Source organism: Sporosarcina sp. HYO08 (assembly GCF_001563475.1).
Taxonomy (GTDB): Bacteria; Bacillota; Bacilli; order Bacillales_A; family Planococcaceae; genus Sporosarcina.
Map to the genome: position 1 here is coordinate 1 of NZ_LPUT01000032.1, position 25,037 is coordinate 25,037.

Annotated in this window: 22 protein-coding genes; 10 read left to right on the forward strand and 12 right to left on the reverse strand. The window is 42.3% G+C overall.

Annotated elements, in window-relative coordinates:
* The first annotated feature begins 182 nt into the window (after positions 1-182).
* The 7 genes from AU377_RS14865 (at position 183) to AU377_RS14890 (ending at position 9,258) form a co-directional block, all read left to right on the forward strand.
* Complete coding sequence (locus AU377_RS14865) at positions 183-857, forward strand: response regulator transcription factor (protein WP_067408643.1); 675 nt, start codon at positions 183-185, stop codon at positions 855-857.
* On the forward strand, positions 854-2,233 hold the full coding sequence (locus tag AU377_RS14870) for a HAMP domain-containing sensor histidine kinase (RefSeq protein ID WP_067408644.1): 1,380 nt from the start codon (positions 854-856) through the stop codon (positions 2,231-2,233). The genes AU377_RS14865 and AU377_RS14870 overlap by 4 nt, the downstream gene beginning before the upstream one ends.
* A 76-nt stretch (positions 2,234-2,309) precedes the next feature.
* A complete protein-coding gene (locus AU377_RS14875) occupies positions 2,310-2,708 on the forward strand; it encodes a hypothetical protein (protein ID WP_067408647.1) in 399 nt (132 codons plus the stop codon).
* Positions 2,705-4,792, forward strand: a complete 2,088-nt coding sequence (locus tag AU377_RS14880; protein WP_067408649.1) for an MMPL family transporter — start codon at positions 2,705-2,707, stop codon at positions 4,790-4,792. The genes AU377_RS14875 and AU377_RS14880 overlap by 4 nt, the downstream gene beginning before the upstream one ends.
* 157 nt (positions 4,793-4,949) lie before the next feature.
* Positions 4,950-5,732: a Cof-type HAD-IIB family hydrolase gene (locus AU377_RS14885; RefSeq protein WP_067408651.1), complete on the forward strand. Its 783-nt coding sequence runs from the start codon at positions 4,950-4,952 to the stop codon at positions 5,730-5,732.
* A 115-nt stretch (positions 5,733-5,847) separates the two neighbouring features.
* Positions 5,848-6,024 carry a hypothetical protein gene (locus AU377_RS15665; protein WP_172794075.1) on the forward strand — a complete coding sequence of 59 codons (177 nt, stop codon included), beginning with the start codon at positions 5,848-5,850 and terminating at the stop codon, positions 6,022-6,024.
* Positions 6,025-6,261: 237 nt separating this feature from the next.
* Positions 6,262-9,258 (forward strand): efflux RND transporter permease subunit, encoded by a 2,997-nt coding sequence (locus AU377_RS14890; RefSeq protein ID WP_067408653.1) that lies wholly within the window; start codon positions 6,262-6,264, stop codon positions 9,256-9,258.
* 111 nt (positions 9,259-9,369) lie between these two features.
* On the opposite strand, the gene AU377_RS14895 is transcribed toward AU377_RS14890, so the two are convergent.
* From AU377_RS14895 to AU377_RS14945, 11 genes are all read right to left on the reverse strand, one after another.
* Positions 9,370-10,119 carry an ABC transporter ATP-binding protein gene (locus AU377_RS14895; protein ID WP_067408655.1) on the reverse strand — a complete coding sequence of 250 codons (750 nt, stop codon included), beginning with the start codon at positions 10,117-10,119 and terminating at the stop codon, positions 9,370-9,372.
* Position 10,120: 1 nt separating this feature from the next.
* Positions 10,121-11,752: an iron ABC transporter permease gene (locus AU377_RS14900; RefSeq protein ID WP_067408749.1), complete on the reverse strand. Its 1,632-nt coding sequence runs from the start codon at positions 11,750-11,752 to the stop codon at positions 10,121-10,123.
* 65 nt (positions 11,753-11,817) lie between these two features.
* Positions 11,818-12,888: a Fe(3+) ABC transporter substrate-binding protein gene (locus AU377_RS14905; protein WP_067408656.1), complete on the reverse strand. Its 1,071-nt coding sequence runs from the start codon at positions 12,886-12,888 to the stop codon at positions 11,818-11,820.
* Between the two features lie 303 nt (positions 12,889-13,191).
* Positions 13,192-13,548, reverse strand: a complete 357-nt coding sequence (mnhG, locus tag AU377_RS14910; protein WP_067408658.1) for a monovalent cation/H(+) antiporter subunit G — start codon at positions 13,546-13,548, stop codon at positions 13,192-13,194.
* Positions 13,532-13,813 carry a Na(+)/H(+) antiporter subunit F1 gene (locus AU377_RS14915; protein ID WP_067408660.1) on the reverse strand — a complete coding sequence of 94 codons (282 nt, stop codon included), beginning with the start codon at positions 13,811-13,813 and terminating at the stop codon, positions 13,532-13,534. Before AU377_RS14915 ends, mnhG begins: the two co-directional genes overlap by 17 nt.
* On the reverse strand, positions 13,810-14,289 hold the full coding sequence (locus AU377_RS14920) for a Na+/H+ antiporter subunit E (RefSeq protein ID WP_067408662.1): 480 nt from the start codon (positions 14,287-14,289) through the stop codon (positions 13,810-13,812). The genes AU377_RS14915 and AU377_RS14920 overlap by 4 nt, the downstream gene beginning before the upstream one ends.
* A 6-nt stretch (positions 14,290-14,295) precedes the next feature.
* Complete coding sequence (locus AU377_RS14925) at positions 14,296-15,777, reverse strand: Na+/H+ antiporter subunit D (RefSeq protein ID WP_067408664.1); 1,482 nt, start codon at positions 15,775-15,777, stop codon at positions 14,296-14,298.
* Entirely contained in the window at positions 15,770-16,111 is a 342-nt protein-coding gene (locus AU377_RS14930; RefSeq protein WP_067408666.1) for a Na(+)/H(+) antiporter subunit C, read from the reverse strand. Before AU377_RS14930 ends, AU377_RS14925 begins: the two co-directional genes overlap by 8 nt.
* Positions 16,111-16,533, reverse strand: a complete 423-nt coding sequence (locus AU377_RS14935; protein ID WP_067408668.1) for a Na(+)/H(+) antiporter subunit B — start codon at positions 16,531-16,533, stop codon at positions 16,111-16,113. The genes AU377_RS14930 and AU377_RS14935 overlap by 1 nt, the downstream gene beginning before the upstream one ends.
* Positions 16,520-18,934, reverse strand: a complete 2,415-nt coding sequence (locus tag AU377_RS14940) for a Na+/H+ antiporter subunit A (protein ID WP_067408670.1) — start codon at positions 18,932-18,934, stop codon at positions 16,520-16,522. Before AU377_RS14940 ends, AU377_RS14935 begins: the two co-directional genes overlap by 14 nt.
* A gap of 223 nt (positions 18,935-19,157) precedes the next feature.
* Positions 19,158-20,351 carry a chromate transporter gene (locus AU377_RS14945; protein ID WP_067408672.1) on the reverse strand — a complete coding sequence of 398 codons (1,194 nt, stop codon included), beginning with the start codon at positions 20,349-20,351 and terminating at the stop codon, positions 19,158-19,160.
* Between the two features lie 244 nt (positions 20,352-20,595).
* On the opposite strand from AU377_RS14945, the gene AU377_RS14950 reads away from it, so the two are divergent.
* Genes AU377_RS14950 through arsC form a run of 3 tightly spaced genes read left to right on the forward strand, consistent with a single transcriptional unit; the run spans position 20,596 to position 22,701 of the window.
* Entirely contained in the window at positions 20,596-20,943 is a 348-nt protein-coding gene (locus AU377_RS14950) for a metalloregulator ArsR/SmtB family transcription factor (protein ID WP_067408674.1), read from the forward strand.
* 15 nt (positions 20,944-20,958) lie between these two features.
* Positions 20,959-22,254 (forward strand): arsenic transporter, encoded by a 1,296-nt coding sequence (locus tag AU377_RS14955; protein ID WP_067408676.1) that lies wholly within the window; start codon positions 20,959-20,961, stop codon positions 22,252-22,254.
* Between the two features lie 27 nt (positions 22,255-22,281).
* A complete protein-coding gene (gene arsC / locus AU377_RS14960) occupies positions 22,282-22,701 on the forward strand; it encodes an arsenate reductase (thioredoxin) (protein WP_067408678.1) in 420 nt (139 codons plus the stop codon).
* Positions 22,702-22,768: 67 nt separating this feature from the next.
* On the opposite strand, the gene topB is transcribed toward arsC, so the two are convergent.
* Entirely contained in the window at positions 22,769-24,913 is a 2,145-nt protein-coding gene (gene topB / locus AU377_RS14965) for a type IA DNA topoisomerase (RefSeq protein WP_067408680.1), read from the reverse strand.
* Positions 24,914-25,037 lie beyond the last annotated feature (124 nt).

The following is a 25,037-nucleotide window of genomic DNA, read 5'->3' on the forward strand; positions in this document are numbered from 1 at the left end:
GCGATTGTTACCTCAAAGTAACAACTTGCAAAAGTAGGGTGGGCTACATCCGAATTTACGCCTGTGGAGTGCTAAACCAACCGTAGTAGCGTGAGATTGGCGAGGCGGGGTACGAAGAAGCAGGAATAGTCTGGCATAGAAAAAGGACATTTTTCTATGTTTTTAGTAGCAGTGGTGTGTGTATGAAAAAGATATTAGTCGTGGACGATGATCCAAATATTTTGCAATTGGTTAAAATCCAATTACAGGATGCCGGTTATGTCGTTTTGCAGGCAACGAATGGCTATGAAGCTTTGGAGATTTTAGCAAACGATCGACCGGATCTAGCGATTGTGGATGTTATGATGCCAGGAATGGACGGCTTTACAGTAACGAAAGAGTTTAAGAGGACGACAGACATCCCCGTATTATTGCTGACAGCAAAAGGAGAGTTGGAGGATAAAGAAAGAGGTTTTTTGGCGGGATCAGATGATTATGTTGTAAAGCCGTTTGAGCCAAAAGAGTTGCTCTTCCGCATCCATGCGATTTTACGAAGGTATGATAAGGCAGCGGATGACCTCATTCAAGCTGGCTCATTGATGATCAACCGGCAGAGCTATGAAGTTTCTGTCGGCTATAAAGTATTATTACTTCCGTTGAAAGAGTTTGAGTTATTATCGCTGCTTGCATCACGTCCCAATCAAGTATTTACGCGAGACATCCTTTTAGAACGTGTATGGGGTTTCGATTATGAAGGGGACGAACAGACGTTAAACGTGCATATTAAGCGAATTCGAGGTAAGTTGGATCAACTAACGAAAGATGTCGTTATTTCAACGGTAAGAGGCGTGGGGTATAAGTTAGAGGTTCTGGCATGAAATCATTATATGGAAAGTTTTTAGCTTTTACGGTTGGCATTATGTTTACAAGCGGTCTTGTTGCTTATTTATTCGTGAATACATATTATCATCAAGTGCTAAAAGAGAAGAATGACTGGAAGAATATGAACATCGCCCTTAGCATTACATCATTCATCGAACAGAATGGATCACTGGATTTAAATGAGTATCTCAGGACGCAAGCAGCGATGGGTTATAGACTTTTGGTAATTGATTCTAAAGGGGAAGCGAAGTTATACGGAGAACCTTTTCGAAAGGACAATTTGTCGCCGGCTGCGGTGGAACAAGTATTAAATAGAGAAATTTATCATGGGATGCGTGATTTGCCGAGTGAAACATTTGTAACGGGTTTTTTCTCGAATGAATCGGCGAATACGGTTGGCGTTCCTTTTAAGCATCAAAATGAGCAGTATGCCTTATTTCTTCGCCCAGATATTAAGATGTTATTTACTGAAGTGCATCATATACTTGGTGGAATGGTAATTGTCATGGCTATTTTCAGCTTATTATCGATGCTCGTTGTTGCTAAAAAATTAATAGAGCCGATTACGAAGCTGACGGTTGCAACGAAAAAGGTTGGCGAGGAGCAGTATTCTGAAACAATTCAAATTAAAAGGAAGGACGAAATCGGCCAGTTGGCACAAAGCTTTCAACGGATGACAGAAAAACTACGGGAAAATGATCGGATGCGTAAGGAGTTTATAAGTGATGTATCTCATGATTTTCAAACACCGCTTCTGAATATTAAAGGCTATTCAGCGCTTTTATTGAAGGAAGAGTTAAAAGAGGACGAGAGAAAAAGCTATGCGTCTGTCATCCAGTCAGAAACGGAAAGGCTGTCATCACTGACGAAACAATTATTGCTATTAACTTCATTGGATCAACTTACTTCTCCGCTAGTTATGAAAACATTCGACTTGAGTGCACAGCTAAAAGAAACTGTTCGTAAAGTAAGGTGGCTGTTGGAGGAAAAAGAGCTTTCGCTGTCGATGGACATGGAGGATGTACGTTACACAGGTGATCCTGCTTTTCTTGAAAAAGTCTGGGAAAATCTGTTATCCAATGCAATTAAATATACACAAGTTGGGGGCTCAATCGATCTGTCGCTGACGGATCAAGCCGACGGTGTCAAAATTAGCTTTAGCGACAATGGCATCGGTATGGCTGAAGCAACAAGGATGCATGTATTTGATCGTTTTTACCGGGCAGATCAATCAAGAACAAAAGAATCGGGCGGCACCGGTCTAGGGTTATCCATCGTTCAACAAGTAATCAGCCTCCATCAGGGTACGATTGAAGTGCATAGTGAACTCGGCAAAGGAACTTGTTTTACGGTATTCTTGCCAAAACTGTAACGTTCCGTTCATCTTCCGTTCATGTTCATTTCTTATGATATACGTATCGTATGAATATCAAGGAGGAATGTAAAAAATGAACGAAAAATGGAGTATTCGCCTCATTCGTATTGCCGCGATTTTTGGCTTGATTGGGACAGTGTTAGGTTCACATATGGCAGGAGCAGGATCGTATGCATTTCGACCGATTCACGCGCATATTCTTCTGGTTGGCTGGCTGTCATTATTTGCTTGGGGTGTCTTTTATCGCTTATTCAAAGTGCGCGCGAAAAAGCTCGTGGCATTTCATGGCTGGACGGCGATCATTGGTGCAGTTGGTTTAACGACAGGAATGTGGCTGCAATTTATGCGTCCATTTGGCGTTAACGAAACATTGGCGCTGATCTTGTATATCGTCGGCGGTACAATTTTGCTTATTAGTTTTGCGTTATTTGTCATTCTGACATTCCTAACGGAAACGAGTGAACGTGTATGAAAAGGAAATGGTGGATAGCTGTTATAAGCTGGCTGCTAGTGACAATCATTTTATCAGCAGTCGCACCGGGGGCAAAAGAATTTACAGAGGCGAATAAAAATGCAGGTCTTCCAGATGATGCTGCTTCCATTATTGCAGACGAACAATTAGAGCAGTATTTTCCACAGGAAGGCGGTATCCCGTTATTTGCCGTTCTGTTTAAAGAAGAGGGCTTAACAGAACAAGAGATTCTTCAGATAGCAACGGCGATTGAAGCCGTCGATACAGAAGGGGCTGTGGAGGCACTGCCTATTACGAAGCTCCAACCGGAAATAAGGCAAACGTTTTGGTCAGCAGACAAGAAAACATTTTTCATGCCGCTAACAGCTTCGGAGGAGTTGGAAGGAAATGATTTAAATGCAATCATTTCTTCAATGAAAGAACAGGTGGCTCAACAAGTAGATAAATCAATCGAATTGTCGTGGACTGGACCGGCTGCGATCGCTTCAGATGCAGTAGAATTATTTAGCCGTGCGGATGTGGTCTTACTTCTTTCGACAGTCGGACTTATTCTTGTACTGTTGCTGATCATTTACCGCTCACCGCTGCTTACTTTCATTCCGCTCGTTGCAGCTGCAATTGTCTATGCTGCTGTTGACCGGCTTATTGGACTATTCGCATCAGCCGGCTGGTTTATGACGGATAGTCAGGCGTTGTCGATTATGACCATTTTATTGTTTGCCGTTGTGACGGATTATTCCCTATTGATCTTTTCGCGCTATCGTGAAGAATTGAAGCGCCATCAGTCGGTGGATGCGGCAATGGTTGAAACGATGCGCTACGTAAAAGAGCCTATTTTTTACAGTGGCAGTACAATCGTACTTGCTGTTGCAACGTTATTTTTCACAGTGTACGAACCGTACCGAAATTTCGCTCCTGTTTTTGCAATTGCGGCGGGTGCCATGCTGATTGCGGGTTTAACGTTACTACCAGCCCTTTTTGCATTGATCGGCAGAAAAGCGTTTTGGCCGGTTATCCCGAAATATGGTGAAGAGAGTGTTGAGAAGGCGACAGTATGGAGTAAAGTTGCTTCTACCGTGACGACAAAACCACTTCGTTTTTTCATAACGATCATGTTGTTATTAATCATTAGCTCCGCTAACTTACTAAGCCTTGGGAAGAGCTATGACTTAATCGATTCGTTTCCAGAAGATCTTTCGTCTCGGGTTGGATATGAACGCCTCGGTGATGCTTTTTCAAAAGGAAGCTTAGCACCGGGAACATTACTGATCGTTTCTGAAGAACTGTTAACAATGGATGGACTGCAAGCGATGATTGACCAAGTGGAAAGTGAACCGGGTGTTGAAAAAGTAACAACGCAAGGAAATCCTTTATCTGCAGATGGAAAAAGTGCCAAATTTTCTATAATTTTCACAGGAAACCCATATGACGAAAAAGCATTCGACACGGTACTTACCTTGCGGGATCAAGAAAAAAGCATTGTGAAAGAAGCTGGGCTTACGAAGACAGAACTTTATTTTGCAGGAGAAAGTGCGAAGTACGCGGATTTACGGGATATTAATAGCCGTGATTCGTGGCTTGTGATGGGATTAATGACGATCCTTATTACCATTATGCTTGGGTTGCAGACACGTTCTGTTATCGCTCCGCTCCTGATGATCGGCACAATTGTCTTATCGTACACGGCAACATTGGGTCTTTCCTTATATTTATTTGACGTCTTTTTAGGGTTAGAATCAATTGGTTACCGAATTCCACTTTATACATTTGTGTTTCTTGTAGCTTTAGGTGTCGACTACTCAATTATGCTCATCGCTCGAATTCGGGAAGAAATGAAAATGGTGTCATTTGAGGATGCGGTGCGAAATGGACTTGAACGAACAGGCGGCGTCATTAGTTCTGCGGGGATTATTTTGGCGGCCACTTTTCTCGTTTTAACGACAATGCCGATTAATGAGCTGAAGCATTTTGGATTCATCATGGCACTCGGTATTTTGATCGATACATTTATCGTTCGGCCTTTGCTTATTCCAGCGATATTAATGTTGCTCGGTAAACGAAGTTTTTGGCCGACATTGAAGTAAATTGAAATAATAAGTCACTTCTCATCAATTGAGGGGTGATTTATTTGTTTCTGGGCATATCAAGAACAGTGAAGTACCGTACAAAATCTACATAAGGATTGTGCTACACTTGAATTAAGGTTTGCATTTATGCTCTTTTGTATAGGGGGAACTATTGTTGACAAAAAAGATGATCATGTTTGATATTGATGGTACATTACTGGACCATGATAAACAATTACCTGCCTCGGCCAAGGAATCGATTCAGCTTTTGCAAGAGGCTGGTCATGACGTTGCGATTGCGACGGGGCGCCCGACTTATTTCTTTGAGGACTTGCGCGAAGAATTGGGCATCAACTCGTTCGTTTGTTTTAATGGGCAATATGTGGAGATTGCGGGCGAGGTGATTTATAAAAATCCAATTGATCGGGAATTGTTGGCGCATTTAGCGGAGTATTCGATTTCTCGGGAGCATCCGATGGTCTTTTTGGGCGACCAGCATATGCGTGCGAATGTTGAAAGTCATCCTGATATCGAAGAATCACTCGCTTCCCTGCAAATAGACGCGTCACAGCTTCTATTTGATGAGCACTATTTCAAAGAAGCCGATATTTACCAGGCATTGCTCTATTGTAAAGATCATGAGGAGTCTTATTATCAAGACAATATACGAGACTTGAATTTTATCCGTTGGCATGAATATTCAGTGGACGTTCTTCCGCTTGGCGGTTCAAAGGCAGTGGGTATTGAAAAGTTCATCGAAAAGGCCGGATATTCGAAAGACGATGTCTATGCCTTTGGCGATAATTTAAACGATATTGAAATGCTACAATATGTCGGTCATGGCGTTGCGATGGGGAATGCGCCTGAACAAGTGAAGAAAGTTGCTAGATACGTAACGAAAGACGTTAGCGAAGATGGTATTGCATACGGACTTGAAATGGTTGGGTTGTTGAAATAATGAGAAGAGTGGTTGATGTAGAAAATAATTCTACTGTCAATCACTCTTTTTACAGGAAGGCAACGAATCAGTGGTATACTATGAAGATCAATTTACGGCAGGGAGGTAATGAAACGTGCAATATTCGAAATCGAAGATGGAGCAACTCGTGAAAAACAATGCCGAACTGACAAAACGTCTTAAACAGGTGATGAAAGAACATGACTTGGAGAAAAGTTTCGCGTTAAAAGCGTTATACCATTCGGATGTAAAAGACGGTGGAACGTATCAGCGGGATTACCAGGAATTATAAGTGAAGAGAGGGAACGAAAAGTTACCTTTTAGAATAAAATAATTGATTTGTATATAGGTGCCTAGTGATCGTCACAACTCGCATATTTCCGCGAATTGTAGCTTTCCCTGGCACCTTTTTTAATCTACGACTTTAGGTCAATCCAAGTTCATCCTCCAGCCTGTTATAACTGCCCTCTTATTGCAATACGTTTAATGTGGAAGGTTTAACCAATTTCAGGGAATGGGGAGTGGGGCTGTGATTCGGTTTACAAACTGGGCATTAAAAAACAAGGCTGCAGTGATTTTGATGGTTGTTTTGTCGCTGGGGCTTGGGATTGTTAGTTATTTCACATTGCCAAAGGAGTTTTTGCCGCCTGCGGATAATCCGATGGTGACGGTCATTGTCATCGGGCAAGGGACCGATGCGGAAACGATGACCGAGCAAGTGACAAAGCCGATTGAAAAAGCGATCGGGACTGTGAAAGGGAAAAAAGATGTGTTTTCAACTGCTGCAGATGGCTTCACGTCTGTAGATATTTCACTGGATGCATCGATTGATATGAAAGAAGCAAAAGCACAAGTGCAGGAAGCGGTCGACAGCATTCAATTACCAGAAGGCTATTCGAAGCCGATCGTTTCACAACTTAATCTTGATATGATTCCATTATGGCAAATCGGGCTATCTTTTCCCGGCGGTATAGATCGCAATGCCATGGAGAAAGTCGACAATGAAGTTATTCCGAAGTTTCAAGGAATTTCGGGCGTATCGAATGTTTCGGTGTACGGCAGCCAACAAACACAAGTGAACGTGAAGGTGGATCAAGAAAAGCTAACAGCGCATCAAATTCCGCTTCAAGCGCTTATGGGCATCCTTCATGGGAAAAATCTTGCTGTATCGGTTGCGGAAGAGACGATTGACAACAAAACGACGTCTATTAAAGTTGTCGGTCAAATCGACGGGGTAGCAGCATTAGAGGCATTAGAAATTATTCCAGGCATTCCATTAAAAGAAATTGCTACTGTCGACATTGCAGATTCTAGTTCTACATTTTTTACACGGGTGAATGGCAAAGAGGCCGTTGCCTTAGTGCTTTATAAAGAGCCGAATGCCAATGCGGTCGCAATTGGTAAAAAAGTGGACAACATGATCAAGCAAGTGAATGTGGACTTCAAATCAGCCATTGAAGCGTCCATGCTCATTTCGTTTTCTGACTTTATTGTCAACTCGGTAGACAGTATGATGCAAGCAGTTCTGCTAGGTGCATTGTTTGCAACGATCATCATATTCATCTTCTTGCGCCATATCCGCATGACGGCAATTACGGTCATTAGTATCCCATTGTCACTCGGATTAACATTATTATTGCTGTCGCTTTCAGGCATTACATTAAACATTTTAACGATCGGTGCAGTTGCGGTCGCAGTCGGACGATTAGTCGACGACAGCATAGTCGTCATTGAAAATATTTTCCGGAAAGCACAAAATAGGGATTTTTCAAAGCCTGTCATCGTCGAGGCGACAAAAGAAGTGGCGTCTGCCATTACATCTTCCACGTTAACGACCGTTGCTGTGTTTTTACCAATGGGGCTTGTCAAATCGATGCAAGACATCCTTTTGCCGTTCGCCTTGACGATTACGTATGCACTTTTATCATCCTTACTCGTCGCATTGATCGTCGTACCGTTAATGAGCTCAGGCCTGCTGCAAAAAGGAAAATTGCCAGCGTATAGGACGTCAAAACGATATATGCGGATGTTGGATTGGTGTCTTCGCCATAAATGGGTACCGCTTGTGACAACAATCATTGTTTTTATTGGGTCAATTGGCTTGTATTTTGCAATGCCGAAAGGGACCGAAGATGCGACGGATCAAGACATCGTCCTATCGATCGCGTATCCAGATGAAGTGCCTTTTACGACAGTGAAAGAAGAAGTTTTACAATTAGAAACATTTTTAATGAAGCAATCCACTGTAGAAGAAGTCATTCTCTTCCTCGGATCCAACCCGGAAGATGCCGAATTTAGTGAAGTAAACGCACAAAATACCGGACGTTTTCATGTGGTGATGAAAAGCGGTGGGAGCACGGAGAAATTGATCGAAAAGATCGATCAGCAAAAAGAGCAGTATCCTGATGCCGAAATGGAAGTTTCATTCGTTTCGATGATGCCAACAGGCGGTTCGACCATTTCGCTTGATATCGTAGGAAAAGATGCATCCGAATTAGTAACGGCAGCGGATCAGGTCATGGATGAAGTAGAGGGGATCCCCGGCGTTGAAAAAGTGACGAGTAATCAAAGTGATGTCAAAGCAGTTTACGACATCGTTATTGATCAAGAAAAAGCAAATACAGAAGAAGTTGCAAGACAAGTGCAGTTGTTGTTAAATCCAGTCCCACTAGGAACGATTAAACTGGAGGACAAAGATACGATGGTCTACTTGGATAGTTCCATGCATCCAAAGACAGATGCTGAATTGAAAGAAATCCAAGTCATTGTTAATCAACAACTCGTTCCGCTTTCCTCTATTGCAAAAATCGAAAAAGCAAATAAGCCGACAAGTGTGTTACGGAAAGATGGCAAGGAATACGTACGGGTGACAATCGAGGTAGATTCGAAAGATTTGTCCAAAATCTCCCAAGAAATTACACAGAAAACAACTACTCTTTCATTGCCGGAAGGCGTTACGATTGAAACAGGCGGGGCGGCAAGTGCACAAGCGGATCAATTCGCAGAACTGTTTCAGCTCATGGCAGTTTCGATCGGACTTGTTTACTTAATTATGGTGATGACATTTAAAACATTACGCGCCCCGCTAGTCATTTTGTTCACATTGCCTTTGGCGGTCATCGGGGCCGTTCTCGGATTATTAATTGCGAAAACGCCTATTGATATTGGAGCGATGATTGGTGCGTTAATGTTAATCGGTATTGTCGTAACGAATGCCATCGTTCTATTGGATCGGGTCAGACAAAATGAGGAAACAATGTCGATTCGAGAAGCATTGCTCGAAGCGGGGGCCGCTCGTCTACGTCCGATCATCATGACGGCGTTGGCAACAATTTTTGCCATGATTCCACTACTAGTGGGGAAAGAGGAGATGGGCAGCTTAGTTTCAAAAGGTTTAGCGGTTGTTGTCATTGGGGGATTGACCGTTTCAACGTTATTGACGTTGATCATAATACCGGTCATTTATGAGTTGTTTCATTTCAGGAAGGCGAAGAAACAGCGAGTGGAAAGCTTAGAAACACAATAGGAGCGATAAAAAAGAGTTATCCATGTAGTAGAAGTCTAGCTACATGGATAACTCTTTTTATCTTCAATTAGTAGAGAATGTACATTTTATATGTACATACAAGTTTTTTCTTCATACACTGACAAGTTCCTTTTGAGATTCTTCGGGTAATAACTCTAGCTCAACTTCATCATTTGTCGGAATCCCTAATAAGTCGCAAGGACGTCCAACTTGATCAATTCGACCATCTTTGATCTTAATAATTCGATCCGCAAGTGCATGGGCATCATTTTGATTGTGGGTTACGAATATTGCAGTCGCATTCGCTTTCTTTAAGATGCGGCGAAGGTCTTCACGGATTTTAACAAGCAGATCCGTGTCTAGATTACTAAATGGTTCATCTAAAAGAATGAGTTCAGGCTGTGGTGCGATCGCACGTGCAAGTGCAACACGTTGCTGCTGACCTCCGCTCAATTGATGCGGATATCTTTTTTCAAAACCTTCTAGTTCAACAAGTTCCAAGACTTCCTTCAACCGTTTCATTTTTTCATGTCGGCTCATTTTAGGAAGGCCGAATAAAATGTTGTCTGCTACACACATATGTGGGAACAGTGCATAATCTTGAAACACCATCCCAATCCCGCGCTTTTCAGGCTGTACAAATGTATAATCATCAAATATTTTTTTACCTGCCAATGTAAATGAACCGCATTTCGGCATCTCAAGTCCAGCAATTAGTCGGAGAATCGTACTTTTTCCACTGCCGCTTCGCCCAAGTATGGAGATGACCTCACCTTTTTGTACCGAAAATGTAAAACCCTCGACTGCCTTTGCTGACGAATTTGTATAGTTGAAACACATATTTTGAATGTCTATAAACATATTATTCCGGCTCCTCTCGTAGCAACTTATGGAAAACGAAAATTGCAATTGCACTAACACCGACTATGAGCAAGGAAGCTTGTGACGCTTCCATAATCTTTTCATCACTTGCATATTGAAATGCTTTTGTTGCGAGTGTGTCGTAGTTAAACGGGCGTAAAATGAGCGTCAATGGAATTTCCTTTAAAATATCGACAAATGTAAGGATAAATCCGCTAATAATGGCGCCTTTCATCATCGGAATATCAACTTTGAAAAACGTTCGGAAACCACTGACACCGAGCATACGTGAAGCATCCCGGAAATCGGTGCCGATTTTAGCGTATCCTGATTCAATGGAGTTGTAACCAATTGCGAAAAAGCGAATAATGTACGCGCTGACGAGCATAACGAGACTGACACTTAAGATAAGCGCGGAATCTAGGCCCATAGAGAGATACAGAGGTGCTAAAAACCGGTCAATGGCAATAAATGTTGTCACAACTGCCACCGCAATGACCGCTCCAGGTATGGAATACCCGAGTATCGTTAATTTCGGTAAAACATTTCCAAACTTATGCTTCGTAATTCGGCTGAAATTGCCAATAACGAGCGAGAATAAAATAATGAGCGTTGCGGCTGTTCCAGCAACAATGATGGAGTTTTTGGTATACGTTAACACTTCTTCCATTGGAACTTTACCGAACGTAAGTACAAACCAATCCAGTAGCTGTAGAACCGGTATGAGAAATGCTACCGTAAAAATAAATAGCGTATAAGACGTTGCGATAACCGCCTTTTTCCCCGTCAATTTAACGAGCGGGAGCGGTCTCACTTTCGTTGATGCGAAACTATATTTTTTCCCGCCTCTGAGTACCCACTCGATAACGAGAAGGAAAATAACGATGCCCATTAAGGACGCAGCAAGTTTGATCGACGAATCTAGATCCCCTAAACCAAACCATGTTTGAAAAATAGCAGTACTGAAAGTTTGAATGCCGAAATACTTTACAACACCATAGTCGTTTAACACTTCTAATATAACTAGGCTTACCCCACCAATGATCGAAACACGTGAGATCGGAAGGACGACTTTGAAGAAAATGTCCACCGAGCTTTTTCCAAGTGTTCGTGCACTTTCAATGAGGGAGGCTGCTTGATTGGATAAGAAAATTCTAGTAATCATATAAACATATGGAAAAAGAAATAATGTATAAATAAAAATAGCGCCTGGGACATTCATGATATCGAAAAAGGCCGGATTCGGCGTGATATCAAACTGATTGCGCAGCGTCTTTTGAATGATCCCCGTGTAGTTCAGGATGCCGTGATACGTATAAGCACCAATAAATGGCGGGATCGACAAAGGTAAGATCAATGCCCATTTCATAAAGTTGCGAAGCGGGAAGTCATATTGTGCGATGAGCCAAGCAAGACTTAAGCCAATTACGATAGTGAAAATGGCTGTAAAAAAAACAAGTGTGAGTGATGACTTAATGTATCCTAGCAGCATAAACTCCTGAATATGCGCCCAATTTTCACTTGGAGGTGTAAAAATACCTGTTACTATCGATAAATTTGGTACAAATAATAAAATAATAATCAGTACTGAACCGATCGTCCAACCATTTACATTCGAAATTCGCCTCATCATGCCAAACCCATCCTTTGTCATTTCCCAAAGTACCCCCTACTGCAAAAGCAATAGGGGGTAAACCTTTATTTCCAACCTACTTCGTTAAAAATCATAATCGCTTTCGCACTATTTTCTCCAAGAGTTGTTAGTGGGATATCCTGTTCTTTAAAGTCACCCCAAGATTTTAGAAGTTCTGCTTGTTCAACATCCGGATTGACCGGATATTCATAGTTTGCTTCTGCAAATGTATATTGTGCTTCTTCATCAGTTAAGAATTCCAGAAGCTTCAATGCATTGTCCGCATTTTTTGAGTTTTTTACGACGCCAGCACCACTAATGTTAACATGTGTGCCTGTCGTCTCTTGGTTCGGGAAGAAAACCCCAAGTTGTTCTGCCACTTTTACTTCCTCAGGATCTTGTGAGTTGAGCATTTGTCCTAGGTAATAAGTGTTCATGATTGCAATGTCACCAATACCAGCAGCGACAGCCTTTGCTTGGTCACGGTCTCCGCCTTCTGGACTGCGTGCCATATTATTGACGATTCCTTGTGCCCATTCTTTCGCTTTTTCTTCACCGTCAATATTGATGAAAGAAGCTAATAGTGATTGATTATAGACATTTTCGGAAGAACGGATCAGTACGCGTCCTTTCCACACATCTTCTGTGAGCGCTTCATAAGTTGATAACTCTTCAGGCTCCACTTTATCTTTATTATACACTAGAATACGCGCACGTTTTGTCAAACCCACCCACATATTGTCGGAATCACGGAATTTTTCGGGAACTTGTTTCGACAAAATGTCACTTGACACGGCTTGCAGTAATCCCTGTTCTTTTGCACGGTACAATCTTCCGACATCAGCTGTTAAGAAAAGATCCGCTTTCGTCGCTGATCCTTCACGTTTAATCCGCTCGATTAACTCATCGGCTTCTCCTTTAATGACATTCACTTTAATGCCTGTTTCATCTTCAAACTTTTTATATAACCCATCATCAACATCATAATGTCGGCTCGTATACAAATTCACTTCAGATTTTTCGTTGTTCTTTTCATTTTTTGTAGTTGTAGTGTCACTACTTTGTTTCGTACTATTTCCGCATGCTGCGAGGACAAGTAGCAAAGCGATGAGTAGCAGCCCAAAACTCTTTTTCATATATTTCCCACTCCAAACGTTTTAAATTCGACTGATAACGATTCTCAATCTCACTTTAAATATTAATGCGTGCCCATGAGAAAGTCAATAGTAATCACATAAAATTTACTGAAAAGTTGAAAAGGTGGTAGGGGGCACCTGCAGACTGATGATAAAGAGCTTTACTAGAGTGGTAGCGGCATGCTAAAGGGGGGGAGAGCTTTTGGGGTATTTTAAAAAGGCCAGACATTGCACATACTCGCGAGCTCCGCAAATACCAGCAGTGTCTGGCCCCTCAGGCAGTATAAAGCAGCTTATTCTTCCTCAATCACGTTTCGATTGTTTCACAACTTCCGCAAGGTCATCACCAACAGTATGTTTCGTTGGTTTCACACCTGACAGATAGGCAGCCCTGCTTAATAAATGCCCGCCAATTGGCGCGGTGATAAATAAGAAGAGAATACCAAGAAGAAGCTTTATACTAAATAGCCCTTCATTTAACCAAAAGTGAAAGAATGTACCTAACAAAATACCGATTACGCCCAATGTGGCACTCTTAGAAGCGGCATGTGCCCTCGTATACACATCGGGAAAGCGCAGGACACCAATCACTGTGACAACAGTGAAAATAAGCCCTGTTAAGATCGTAAAGACAATGAGCGTATTAGCGATTACGGTCACGTTCGATGATCTCTCCTTTCTCAATGAATTTAGAGAAGCTAACCGTTCCGATAAACGAGAGAACTGCAAGAAGCAAAATCACTTCAAAGAAAAAGGCTGTATGGAACAATATAGACACCAAGGCTGTCGCTGAAATAAACATGACACCAATCACGTCAAGCGCAATGAGTCGATCCGGAGTGGAAGGTCCACGAAAGATTCGATACAAGACGCCGAGCATCGATAAAATGACAATTAGTAAAGATACCCAAATAAATGTCATCATGGGCGACTCACCTCCCGAATTGCTTTTTCAAACGTGTTTTTAATGGAATGAACGGCTTCCTCTACATCGCCTGCGTCAATGGCATGAACGTATAAAACCTTTTGATCATCAGAAACATACATGACAACTGTTCCCGGGGTCAGCGTAATCAGACTCGAAAGTAAAGTGATCTCCCAATCATGCTTCAGGTCGGTCGGAAGTGCAAAAATCCTTGGTTGAATCGCTAATTTCGGACGAATCACTAAGAACAGCACAGATAGATTAGACATGATCAATTCTTTAATGAAAAGTAGTGTGAGCTTAATCGCAGCCCAAAGTCGTCTCGTATACAGTTTCACGGTAAAGAAACGCCTCATCATCAAAAGGAGAATAAACCCGATCAAGTACCCGACGACAAAGCTCGTCACCGTTAACGAAGAGCTTAAGAACATCCAGACGAGCGCGATGAAAAAGTTCAACAGTATTTGAAAAGCCATCGTCATCTACTCCTTTAGAACCGCATCAATATAAAGAGATGGGTTTAGTAATACTTTTGAGGCGTCTGACATATAGGGAACGAACCACTCACTTCCAACCCCATACACAATTGAAAGGACAACGAGTACGGTGGCAGGAATTATCATTTTGCGGTAAGCCCTTCGATTTGTCGTCTTTAATTCAACCGGTTCACCCCAAAATGCATAAATGAAAATCCGAATGACAGATAAGAGGACAATTAAACTAGATGCAAGAATAATAATGCTTCCCCATACGTGTCCGGCTTCAAAAGCACCCTTCACAATAAGAAGCTTGCCCGTAAATCCGCTAAGGGGGGGAATTCCTGCTAGTCCAAATGCCGCAATTAAGTACATCCAGCCGAGCGGAGCATGTGTCTTCATTAAACCGCCCATTTGGCGTAAGTTTGACGTACCTGTAATCGCGATGATGATCCCAATGAGGAGGAACAATGCGCCTTTAATAATCATGTCATGGATTAAATAAAACATCGCACCTGTCATGCCGGATTCATTCATCAGCGCAACGCCGAACAAAATGACCCCAACTGCAATGACGATGTTGTAAATCATAATGTGTTTTAAATCGAAGTAAGCAAGCGCGCCAATACAGCCCGCAAGTATTGTCAGAATCGATAACACGTAAAGCAGTTCATGCGTAACGGACAAATCGTGAATGAAAAACAACGTATACGTTCTCGTAATCGCGTAAATACCAACCTTTGTTAACAAAGCACCAAATAGCGCAAGGACGGGCATCGGTGGAGCTGCATAAGATCCTGGCAGCCAAAAATACAGCGGGAAAAGAGCTCCTTTTATCCCAAACACGAGGAGGAACAGAACCGCAATAACCGTAATAATGCCAGGTTGACCAATCTCCGTAATTTTCACGGAAATATCCGCCATGTTGACCGTTCCAATGACCGAGTACAATAGCGCAATTGTTGCAACGAACAAAGCAGATGAAATGACGTTAACGAGTATGTATTTAATCGACTCGCGCAACTGTTTTTTCTCGCCGCCAAGCACGATGAGTACGTAGGAAGCCATGAGAAGGACTTCGAAGAATACGAACATGTTGAAAATATCACCTGTCGTAAACGCACCATTGACACCGGTTAATAGGAAAAGGACAGAAGGATAATAATAGAATCGCTCTCGCTCTTTCCCAATGGATATAAAGCTATACATGACGATGAAGAAAGTGATCACAATGGAAGTCGTGACAAGTAACACAGACACCATATCCGAAACCATCGTGATCCCAAAAGGTGCTGGCCAGCTTCCAAGTGTGAGCGATTGAACGCCATTGTCTTTCACCACTGACATTAAAACGACCGAAGCGATGAAACTAATGACTAAACCGATAAGCGTCAATGCCCGTTGGATCTGGATTTTTTCTTTGAAAAATAAAAGAATAATCGCGAAGAAAAACGGCAAAATGATCGGCAGTAATAATAGATTAATCATGTTCGTCATTTCCCTTCATTAAATTCATATTATCGGTCTGATGTTCCGCATACGTTCGGTAAAAGAGAACGAGAATGAACGCTGTGACACCAAAGCTGATAACAATCGCCGTTAAAATAAGCGCTTGAGGAAGGGGATCTGCGTAGTCTGTCACACCTTCCGCAAGTACAGGCGGCGATGTACCTCCAAGTCCGCCCATTGTTAAAATGAGCAAATGCGCTCCGTGACTTAGAAGACCTGTCCCAAGAATAATTCGCAGCAAACTTCTTGATAAGATTAAATAGACAGCTGCCATGAATAGAATCCCAATAATAATTGACATGACAAACTCCATTACGAATCCCCTCCAATCGTTTGGATCATCGTAATCGTTGAGCCGACAACGACGAGGTAAACGCCGGCGTCAAAAATCATTGCCGTATGCAGTGCGGATTCGCCGAATAACGGTAAATAAAAATCGCCAAATGCATGTGTGAAAAATGGCACATTAAAGATAATGGAGCCTGCTGCTGTGCCTAAAGCAAGTAATAAGCCGATGGCCACAACAATCATAAAGTTGAATGGCAAAGCTTTTTGCACGGTTTTTAGGTCAAAAGCAAGAAGCAGGAGAACGATTGCTGCCGTTGTCAGAAGTCCTCCTACGAATCCCCCTCCAGGCGCGAAATGCCCGGCAAAGAATATATGAATGGAGAAAAGAAAGATGATGAAAAAGACAACTTTCGTCCCTGTTTGTAAAATCACATCATTTGTTTTCATCTGAGTTCTCCTTTCTAGCGAGTCGTAGTCGAATCATGCCATATACACCGATTCCGGCAATTGCCAGAACAGCAATTTCAAACAACGTATCAAATCCACGATAATCTACAAGAATGACGTTTACGATATTCCCACCTGCAGCTTCCGTAAATACGGTTTCTTTGTAGTATTCGGAAATAGAAGGAATTAATTTTTGTGAATGCGCTGATAGGGCGACAAGTGTCATCGTAACACCGACAGCAGCTGCAATCACGAAGTTTCCAAAGCGAAATGCTGTACTTTCACCATGTCTTTTAAGAGTAGGCAAAAACTTAAAAGCTAATAAGAATAACGCAACAGATACTGTTTCAATGACAAGCTGTGTGAGCGCTAAATCAGGCGCTTTGTAGATAACGAAAAACAGAGCAACAGAATAGCCGACGCCCCCAAGCGCGATAATGGCTGCTAATCTTGTTTTCGCAAATAAAACCATACAAACAGCAAGAACAAGTATGATCGCCGTCATGACCCCGTAGGCATTGAGCGCAGAAAAGCTATCCATATCCACAACAAATGCATCTTGTACAAATAGCATGATGGTTGTGATTGCCGCGATGAAAGCAAACATATAAATAAGATAGGTGCGGATCAGTCCCGTCATATAAAAGCGAGACAATCGATTCATGCCGCTTTCTCCGAAAATCATTAACGAATCATATAGCGCATTTAAAGACAAATATTGTGGCTGGATCTCGTAAAGCTTTTGCCATCTTTTCATCGTTAAGAATAAGAGAGCACCAACGGCGATAATTCCTAACGTCATCAGCAGCTCAGGCGTCAAACCGTGCCAAGCAGACACGTGAACGGCAACTTCATTTGGATGATTGTACAAACCGAACTGCATTGCAACGACTGCCGGTTTCACAAACATTTTCCCAACGATATTAGGGATAAAGAAAATGCCAACTACGAGTGTAGCTAGAATGACAGGTGACAGAAGCATGCCAACAGGAGCTTCTTTCGGCTGTTTTGGAAGCGGCTGACGTTTTCGTTTCCCTGCAAACGTTTTAAAGACAAAATAGAAACTATAAACAAACGTAAAGACACTCGCAATCCAAGCGATGATTGGGAACAGAATGCCCCATGTAGCAAAATTGAACAATTCAAAATCGCGAAGCGCCAACATGGAAGTGAGGAAGAGCTCCTTACTCAAGAATCCGCTGAAAGGCGGCAGGCCGGCCATCGACATAGAGCCGATAAATGCTACTGTGAAACTGACAGGCATAATACTCATTAAGCCGCCAAGTTTCCGGATATCCCGCGTTCCTGTTTCATGATCAACAATCCCCGCAGTCATGAACAAACTTCCTTTGAACATCGCATGGTTAATTAAATGGAAGATTGCAGCGAATGCAGCAACTTTAAAAATGATTGCGTCTGGGCCGTCTACATGGTACGCAACAGCACTCGCACCAAGTAATGACATGATTAGCCCAAGCTGACTCACCGTTGAAAATGCAAGAATCGCTTTCAAGTCAGTTTGTTTAACAGCAAAGAATGATCCCCAGAACAAGGTGAGAAGTCCAATGCCAGTGACGAGCCAAACCCAAACTTCGGAAAATGCAAAAAGTGGTGTAAAGCGGGCGACTAGATAAAGTCCAGCCTTGACCATCGTTGCCGAGTGAAGATAGGCACTTACTGGTGTAGGCGCTTCCATTGCGTCCGGCAACCAAATGTAAAATGGGAACTGTGCGGATTTCGTAAATGCACCGAGTAGGATGAGGACAAGAGCCAGCGTGAAATAGTCGTGTCCGATAATGGAATCTGCGTTTCCGATCAATTCTCGGATGGAATACGAATCACCCATAATAGAAAGGAGTACAAAACCACCAAGCATCATCAGTCCACCGAATACGGTAATCATCATTGATTTTAATGCCCCGAATCGTGAACGATCACGCGTAAACCAATAGCCGATCAGTAAAAATGATGAAATGGACGTTAATTCCCAAAATAAATAAAGAGAAATCACATGATCTGATTGTACGATCCCTAACATGGCAGTCATAAACATGAGTAAATAAACATAAAAGTTATTCAATTTCTCTTGTTTTTTATCGAGATAGAAAATTGAATAGAGCACAACGAGCGATCCGATTCCAGTGATGAGTAAGGAAAAAAGAAGGCTTAACCCATCAATGACTGCGATAAATGAAATATCGAGCGATGGAATCCATGAAAGCGTTGATGTTGTCACATTCCCATTCATCGTCATCTCAATGAATCGTAAATAATAGATGAATAAAATGACCGGAATCACAAAGACGAACCATCCAGTATGTATATTTTTGATCCGCTTGTACAGGAGCGGAACAAATAGAGCTGCAACTAACGGTAGAAAAATTAACAGCACAAATTCCAAGGGAATCCTCCTTCCAAATGATAAAATTCTCGCCATGTCACGATAAATCTTATATCTCTTTTTTTCTTTTGGTCAAAGAATGAGCAAATGCAAAAAGAGCCTGCCAACCAAAGGGCATAGATACCCCTTGGTGACAGACTCCTCCAAAACGCGCTCTCTTATTTGACTTTCGCCAGTGTAACATGGTTTGTATAATTTGTAAAATTAATATTTACGTGGATCATTAGAATAATGTTAATAAAGTGCCACCTATAACCCCAGAAACGACAATCATCCAAGGGGGAAGCTTCCAAAAGACAAGCATACTAAACAAAATTGCGGCCAACGCAAAATCAATCGGTGCCAGAATGGAGCTTGTCCAAATGGGTTGATAAAACGCGGAAATTAAAATACCGATAACTGCTGCGTTTACACCCATAATCGCTCCTTTTACTTTAGGGTTGTTTCTTAAATGATCCCAAAAAGGCAATGCACCGAGAATGAGAAGGAATGCAGGTAAGAAAACTGCGATTGTGGCGACAAAACCACCTTGCCAGCCATTCATAACAGCTCCTAAATAAGCCGCAAATGTAAAGAGGGGACCAGGTACAGCTTGGGTAGCACCATATCCAGCTAAAAAGGCTTCTTCGCTAATCCAGCCCCTTGGTACAAGCTCTTGTTCTAGCAAAGGTAAAACGACATGTCCTCCACCAAAAACTAAAGAACCTGATCGATAAAAACTATCGAATAGAGCAACCCAGTATGATCCAGTTACTTCCCGAATGATCGGTAAAAGAAATAGTAAACCAAAAAACAACAGTAGACAGATTGCAGAAACACGCTTCGTAATTGGGAATTGTGAGATCGTCTCTTCGTTTTCTTGATGGTATTTATACAGAATGAATCCCAAAAGCGCAGCAATCAATATGACAATAACTTGTGTAAAAGCTGTTTGAAAAAGAAGTGTACTGACGAGGGCAAATAACGCAATCGCTTTTCTTTTCAGATCTGGCGTTAAGTTTTTTGCCATCCCTAGAATGGCATGTGCAACGACAGCGACGGCCACAATTTTTAATCCGTGAATCCATCCAGCATTTTCGATATCAAATCCTTCCAGTAGCAAAGCAAAGAGAATGAGTGCAACTACCGAAGGAAGGGTAAACCCTATAAAGGAAATGATGCCTCCTAATACTCCCGCCCGCATGACACCGATCCCAATTCCTACTTGGCTACTTGCCGGTCCAGGTAAAAATTGTGCTAAAGCAACTAAATCAGCATAGCTTTTTTCATCCATCCATTTTCTTCTACGGACATATTCGTCGTGAAAATATCCCAAATGGGCGGTTGGTCCACCAAACGATGTCAAACCAAGCCTTGTTGATACGAAAAGAATTTCTAAAAGTCTTTTAAATCCCCTATTCGAGTTGTTTTGATTCATAATTTTACTCCTTCCTGTAAGTCTTTCATCTCCTAGTTCGTTCGTTATGCTTCTTGTTTTCAACTAAGGACAAACAACGCAAATATAGCATTGATCATCAACTGCTCCAAGTGAAAATAAGAAAATTTATGCATTCTTAACAAAATAGGGATTTATACTTTAGGGGGTAGAATAATAGTAAAAAATCTACTTGTCAATATAAGTACATAGTTATATGATGATTTAAGAAAGGCGGGGGACGCATATGAATACGGAAGGTACGATTGATATGCAACGGGCTTCACAGTTACTAAAATTGCTCGGAGATCAAACTCGTTTAACGATGATGAAACTTCTCAAGTCACATGAATGCTGTGTATGTGAATTTGTCGAGATTTTTAAGATGAGTCAGCCCGCAATCAGCCAACATTTGCGGAAACTGAGAGATATTGAATTAGTGAAAGAAGAGCGCAGGGGTCAATGGATTTTCTATTCGATCAATGAAAATCATGAAGACTTTCCTTTTATCCAAAACATCCTTGAACACCTTCCAGATCAAAACAAATCGATAGCTGAGCTGGAAGCGCAAGGACTTAGAATTTGTTGTAACTAGAGGGGAGAAGGCAGTTTGGTTTCAGTTATTACAGCGTCATTGATTTTCATTATGACACTTATTTTTGTTATTTGGCAGCCACGAAACTTATCCATTGGCTGGTCCGCCTGTGTTGGGGCAGGTGTCGCTTTGTTAGTCGGAGTAGTAGACTTTCAAGACGTGATAGACGTAACGGGAATCGTGTGGAATGCGACACTTACTTTTATTGCCATTATTATTATTTCCTTGATTTTAGATGAAATTGGATTTTTTGAGTGGTCTGCACTCCATATGGCAAGATTTGCGAAAGGCAGCGGCATTCGCCTATTTGTTTATGTCAGCATTCTTGGAGCTATTGTTGCGGCTTTATTCGCAAATGACGGGGCAGCCCTTATCCTAACACCAATCGTACTTGCAATGGTAAGGAATTTGAATTTCAGCGAAAAAATGGTTTTCCCGTATATTATTGCTAGCGGTTTTATTGCGGATACGACTTCGCTTCCGTTAGTCGTGAGTAACTTAGTGAATATTGTTTCAGCAGACTTTTTCGGAATTGGTTTTGCTGAATACGCATCTCGAATGATTGTACCGAATTTATTCGCTTTAGTTGCGAGTATTGTAGTGTTGTTTTTATTCTTCCGTAAAAGTATTCCGAAAGACTATAACGTATCAGATTTAAAGCAACCGAAAGATGCTGTGAAAGATGGGAAGATGTTTCGGCTGTCTTGGGGCGTATTAGGGATATTGCTCATTGGGTATTTCTCGAGTGAATTTACGGGGCTTCCTGTTTCGATTGTTGCTGGGATCATGGCTATTTTCTTTATGTTTATGGCACAAAGAAGTCCAGCCGTTCATACGAGACAAGTCCTTAAAGGCGCTCCTTGGGCGATCGTGTTTTTCTCGATAGGGATGTATGTCGTTGTTTACGGATTGCGGAATGTTGGGCTGACGAGTGTGCTCGGTGATCTCATCCAAATGGCGGCAGATCAAGGTCTGTTTATCGGGACGATTGCTATGGGCTTTATTGCGGCGATTTTGTCATCGATCATGAATAATCTGCCAACTGTTATGATCAACGCTCTAGCCATTGCGGATACGAATACAACAGGGACGATTCGTGAAGCGTTGATTTATGCAAATGTGATCGGTTCAGATTTAGGACCGAAAATCACGCCGATCGGTTCTTTGGCTACCTTATTGTGGTTGCATGTCCTCTCTCAAAAAGGTGTGAAAATCTCTTGGGGGACTTATTTTAAAACCGGTATCGTTCTAACAGTGCCTACACTTCTTATTACACTAATCGGGCTGTATTTGTGGTTATTAATCATCTAATCAAACATAGAAGAGGGGACTTTCAGCATGTCAAAAAAGACACTTTATTTCTTATGTACGGGTAACTCATGCCGCAGTCAAATGGCTGAAGGATGGGGCAAAAAGCTTCTTGGGGAAGAATGGGAAGTTTATAGTGCAGGAATTGAGGCGCACGGCGTCAATCCAAATGCTGTGAAAGCGATGAAAGAGGCTGGTGTTGACATTTTAGATCAGACCTCAGATGTGATCGATCCGGAAATCTTACGTCAGGCAGATTTTGTCGTCACACTATGTGGTGATGCTGCCGACAAATGTCCGATCACACCTTCTCATATCAAACGCGCTCATTGGGGATTTGACGACCCTGCAAAAGCAGAAGGAACAGATGAAGAAAAATGGGTGTTTTTCCAGCGTGTGCGCGATGAAATTGGCGCAAGGATTGAGCGTTTTGCGAAAACTGGTGAATGAATCAGAGATGCTAGGGGTTATCCCGAAACGAAGAGCCAGACACTTCTGGGACAACCATGGCATCTTTTTACGATTTAAAATCTAATTGTAATTTTCCTTCCTTTAACTCCAGCTTCGCGGCAAACTGATTGCCATTATTGGCGGTAAATCCTTTAATGACATTTGTTTTGCCTGTTGTACAAAGTAGCTTCACTTGGTGGGGCGTGAGTTTCTTTTTTAAGAACAGACCGGGAAAGGTTTGTTTACAGCCATTTTTGTATTCGCTGCAACCGTAAAACCCTTTTCGTGCAACAATCATGCCTTTTTTACAGGTTGGGCACGGTGCGATTTCTTGTGGTGCGTATGATTTCGATCCTCGGGACGGCGCCGCAGGTAACGTAATGTCAATTTGTTGCGATTCTAGTTGTTTCGGAACTTCTGCTAACAGTTTATGAATAAACTGGGCAATACCATCAAGAAAACGTTGCGGTGTACCTTCACCATTGCCGATTTTTCGCAAATATGCCTCCCATTTTGCAGTCATGGATGGGCTAGCAAGTAGATTACCTTCAATGGCCTGGCAAAGAATGCGTCCTTTGTCTGTAATCGAAACAATGTTTTTAGTAACAGTGATATAGCCATGCCGCTTAATGGTTTCGATAATACCGCTGCGGGTCGCTTCTGTACCAAGTCCTTCCACTTCCTTCAAAATTTCCGTCTCCTGTTGATCTTCAACGAGCTTGCCGCATGTTTTCATCATCGCAATAAGTTGTCCTTCTGTATACGGTTTAGGCGGCATTGTTTTGCCTTCTTTGATCCCGATATCGCTTTGGACCGTCTCGTGCATGAAAAGGGGCGGTAATGTTGGCTCTTCTTTGTCCTTTTCTTTCGTTTGACGAACGAAAAGTGCCTTCCAACCTTTATCCCGCTCCGTTTTTCCAACAGTGAAGAAAGGGAGCCCGTTTACATCCGTCGTCACTTTTGTTTCCGTATATAAATAGTCGGTGTGGAACATCGCAAGGGTCGTCCGGACGATTTCCTCATACAAATTCCGCTCAAGGGGAGATAACCGTCCAAGAACTGCCTGTGACGGGATTTTTTTCGTCGGGATAATGGCATAGTGCTCGGCAACCTTTGTGCTATCGACATAACGCTTTTTCGGTGCAAGGGAAGCGACTGGGAAAGTATGGCCAATGAGCTGTTGGTATCCAGTTACCTGATCCGCAAGATAAGCAAATTCATTTGGGGTAATATGCCTCGCATCTGTACGTGGATACGTGACAAGCTTTTTTTCATAGAGCGTTTGCATCGTTTTTAACACGTTCGCAGGACTCGTTTTCCAAAGCCGATTCGCGGTCGCTTGCAACGTTGACAAAGAATGAAGCTGCGGGGGCGGTGTTCGTTTGTCCATCTTGTCTATGGAAACGACTGTACCCGGTGAATCCGGACGAATTTGGTGTTTCGCTAGTAGTTCTTGAACCAATTCACGTTTTGGCACCTTCACTTTTGCTTTCCCTTTATACGTCCCATGCGAAGCCGTAAACATTGCCTCAATCTCAAAAAAGGGTTCTGATATGAATGTTTCAATTTCTCGCTGTCGTTGATAAATTAAGTAAACCGTCGGTGATTGAACACGCCCGATTGGAAACACTTCCTGAATCCCGCGCGCTTTCAAAAGTAGCGAATAGAGCCGTGAGCCGTTCATCCCAACGAGCCAATCACTAATCTGACGAGCTTTTGCCTCCTCATACATGAGCAGGTCTTTCCCGTTATCTTGTAGATTGGCAAAGCCTTTTCGGATTTCATCCACCTCAAGGGAGTTAATCCAAAGCCGCTTAATCGTTTTTCCCCTCGCCCCCGTCTGGTTGTAAATACTATAGAAGATATTGGAACCTTCTCGATCGACATCACAGGCGTTAATGACAACATTCGCCGCAAGTATCAATTTCTTCACAGCCTGAAATTGTGCATACTTCCCTTTCGCAATTTGGAACTCATACCGTTCCGGCAAAATCGGCAAACTACCAAGTGTCCACCGATTCCAACGCGCGTCATAGGCTTTTGGCTCTTTTAACTCAACGAGATGCCCAATGCCCCAAGTAATAATTGCGCCGTTTGGAAAAAGCTGGCTTTGCGCTAGTTCAATATGTGTTTTTTGACGGCTTTTGACGGTAAATGCTTCGGCATAGGCCTTTGCTTGGGAGGGTTTTTCGGCAAGGATAACTGTTTTCATCAGTGCACCTCTTTTTCTAGTAATAAAACATTTGTTCTTTTATTATCGCATAGATGGGAGTGGTTTTCTATTTACGGACAAAGTCGGATCGTCATTTTTTTTGAATTTGATTCTTCTGTTTATA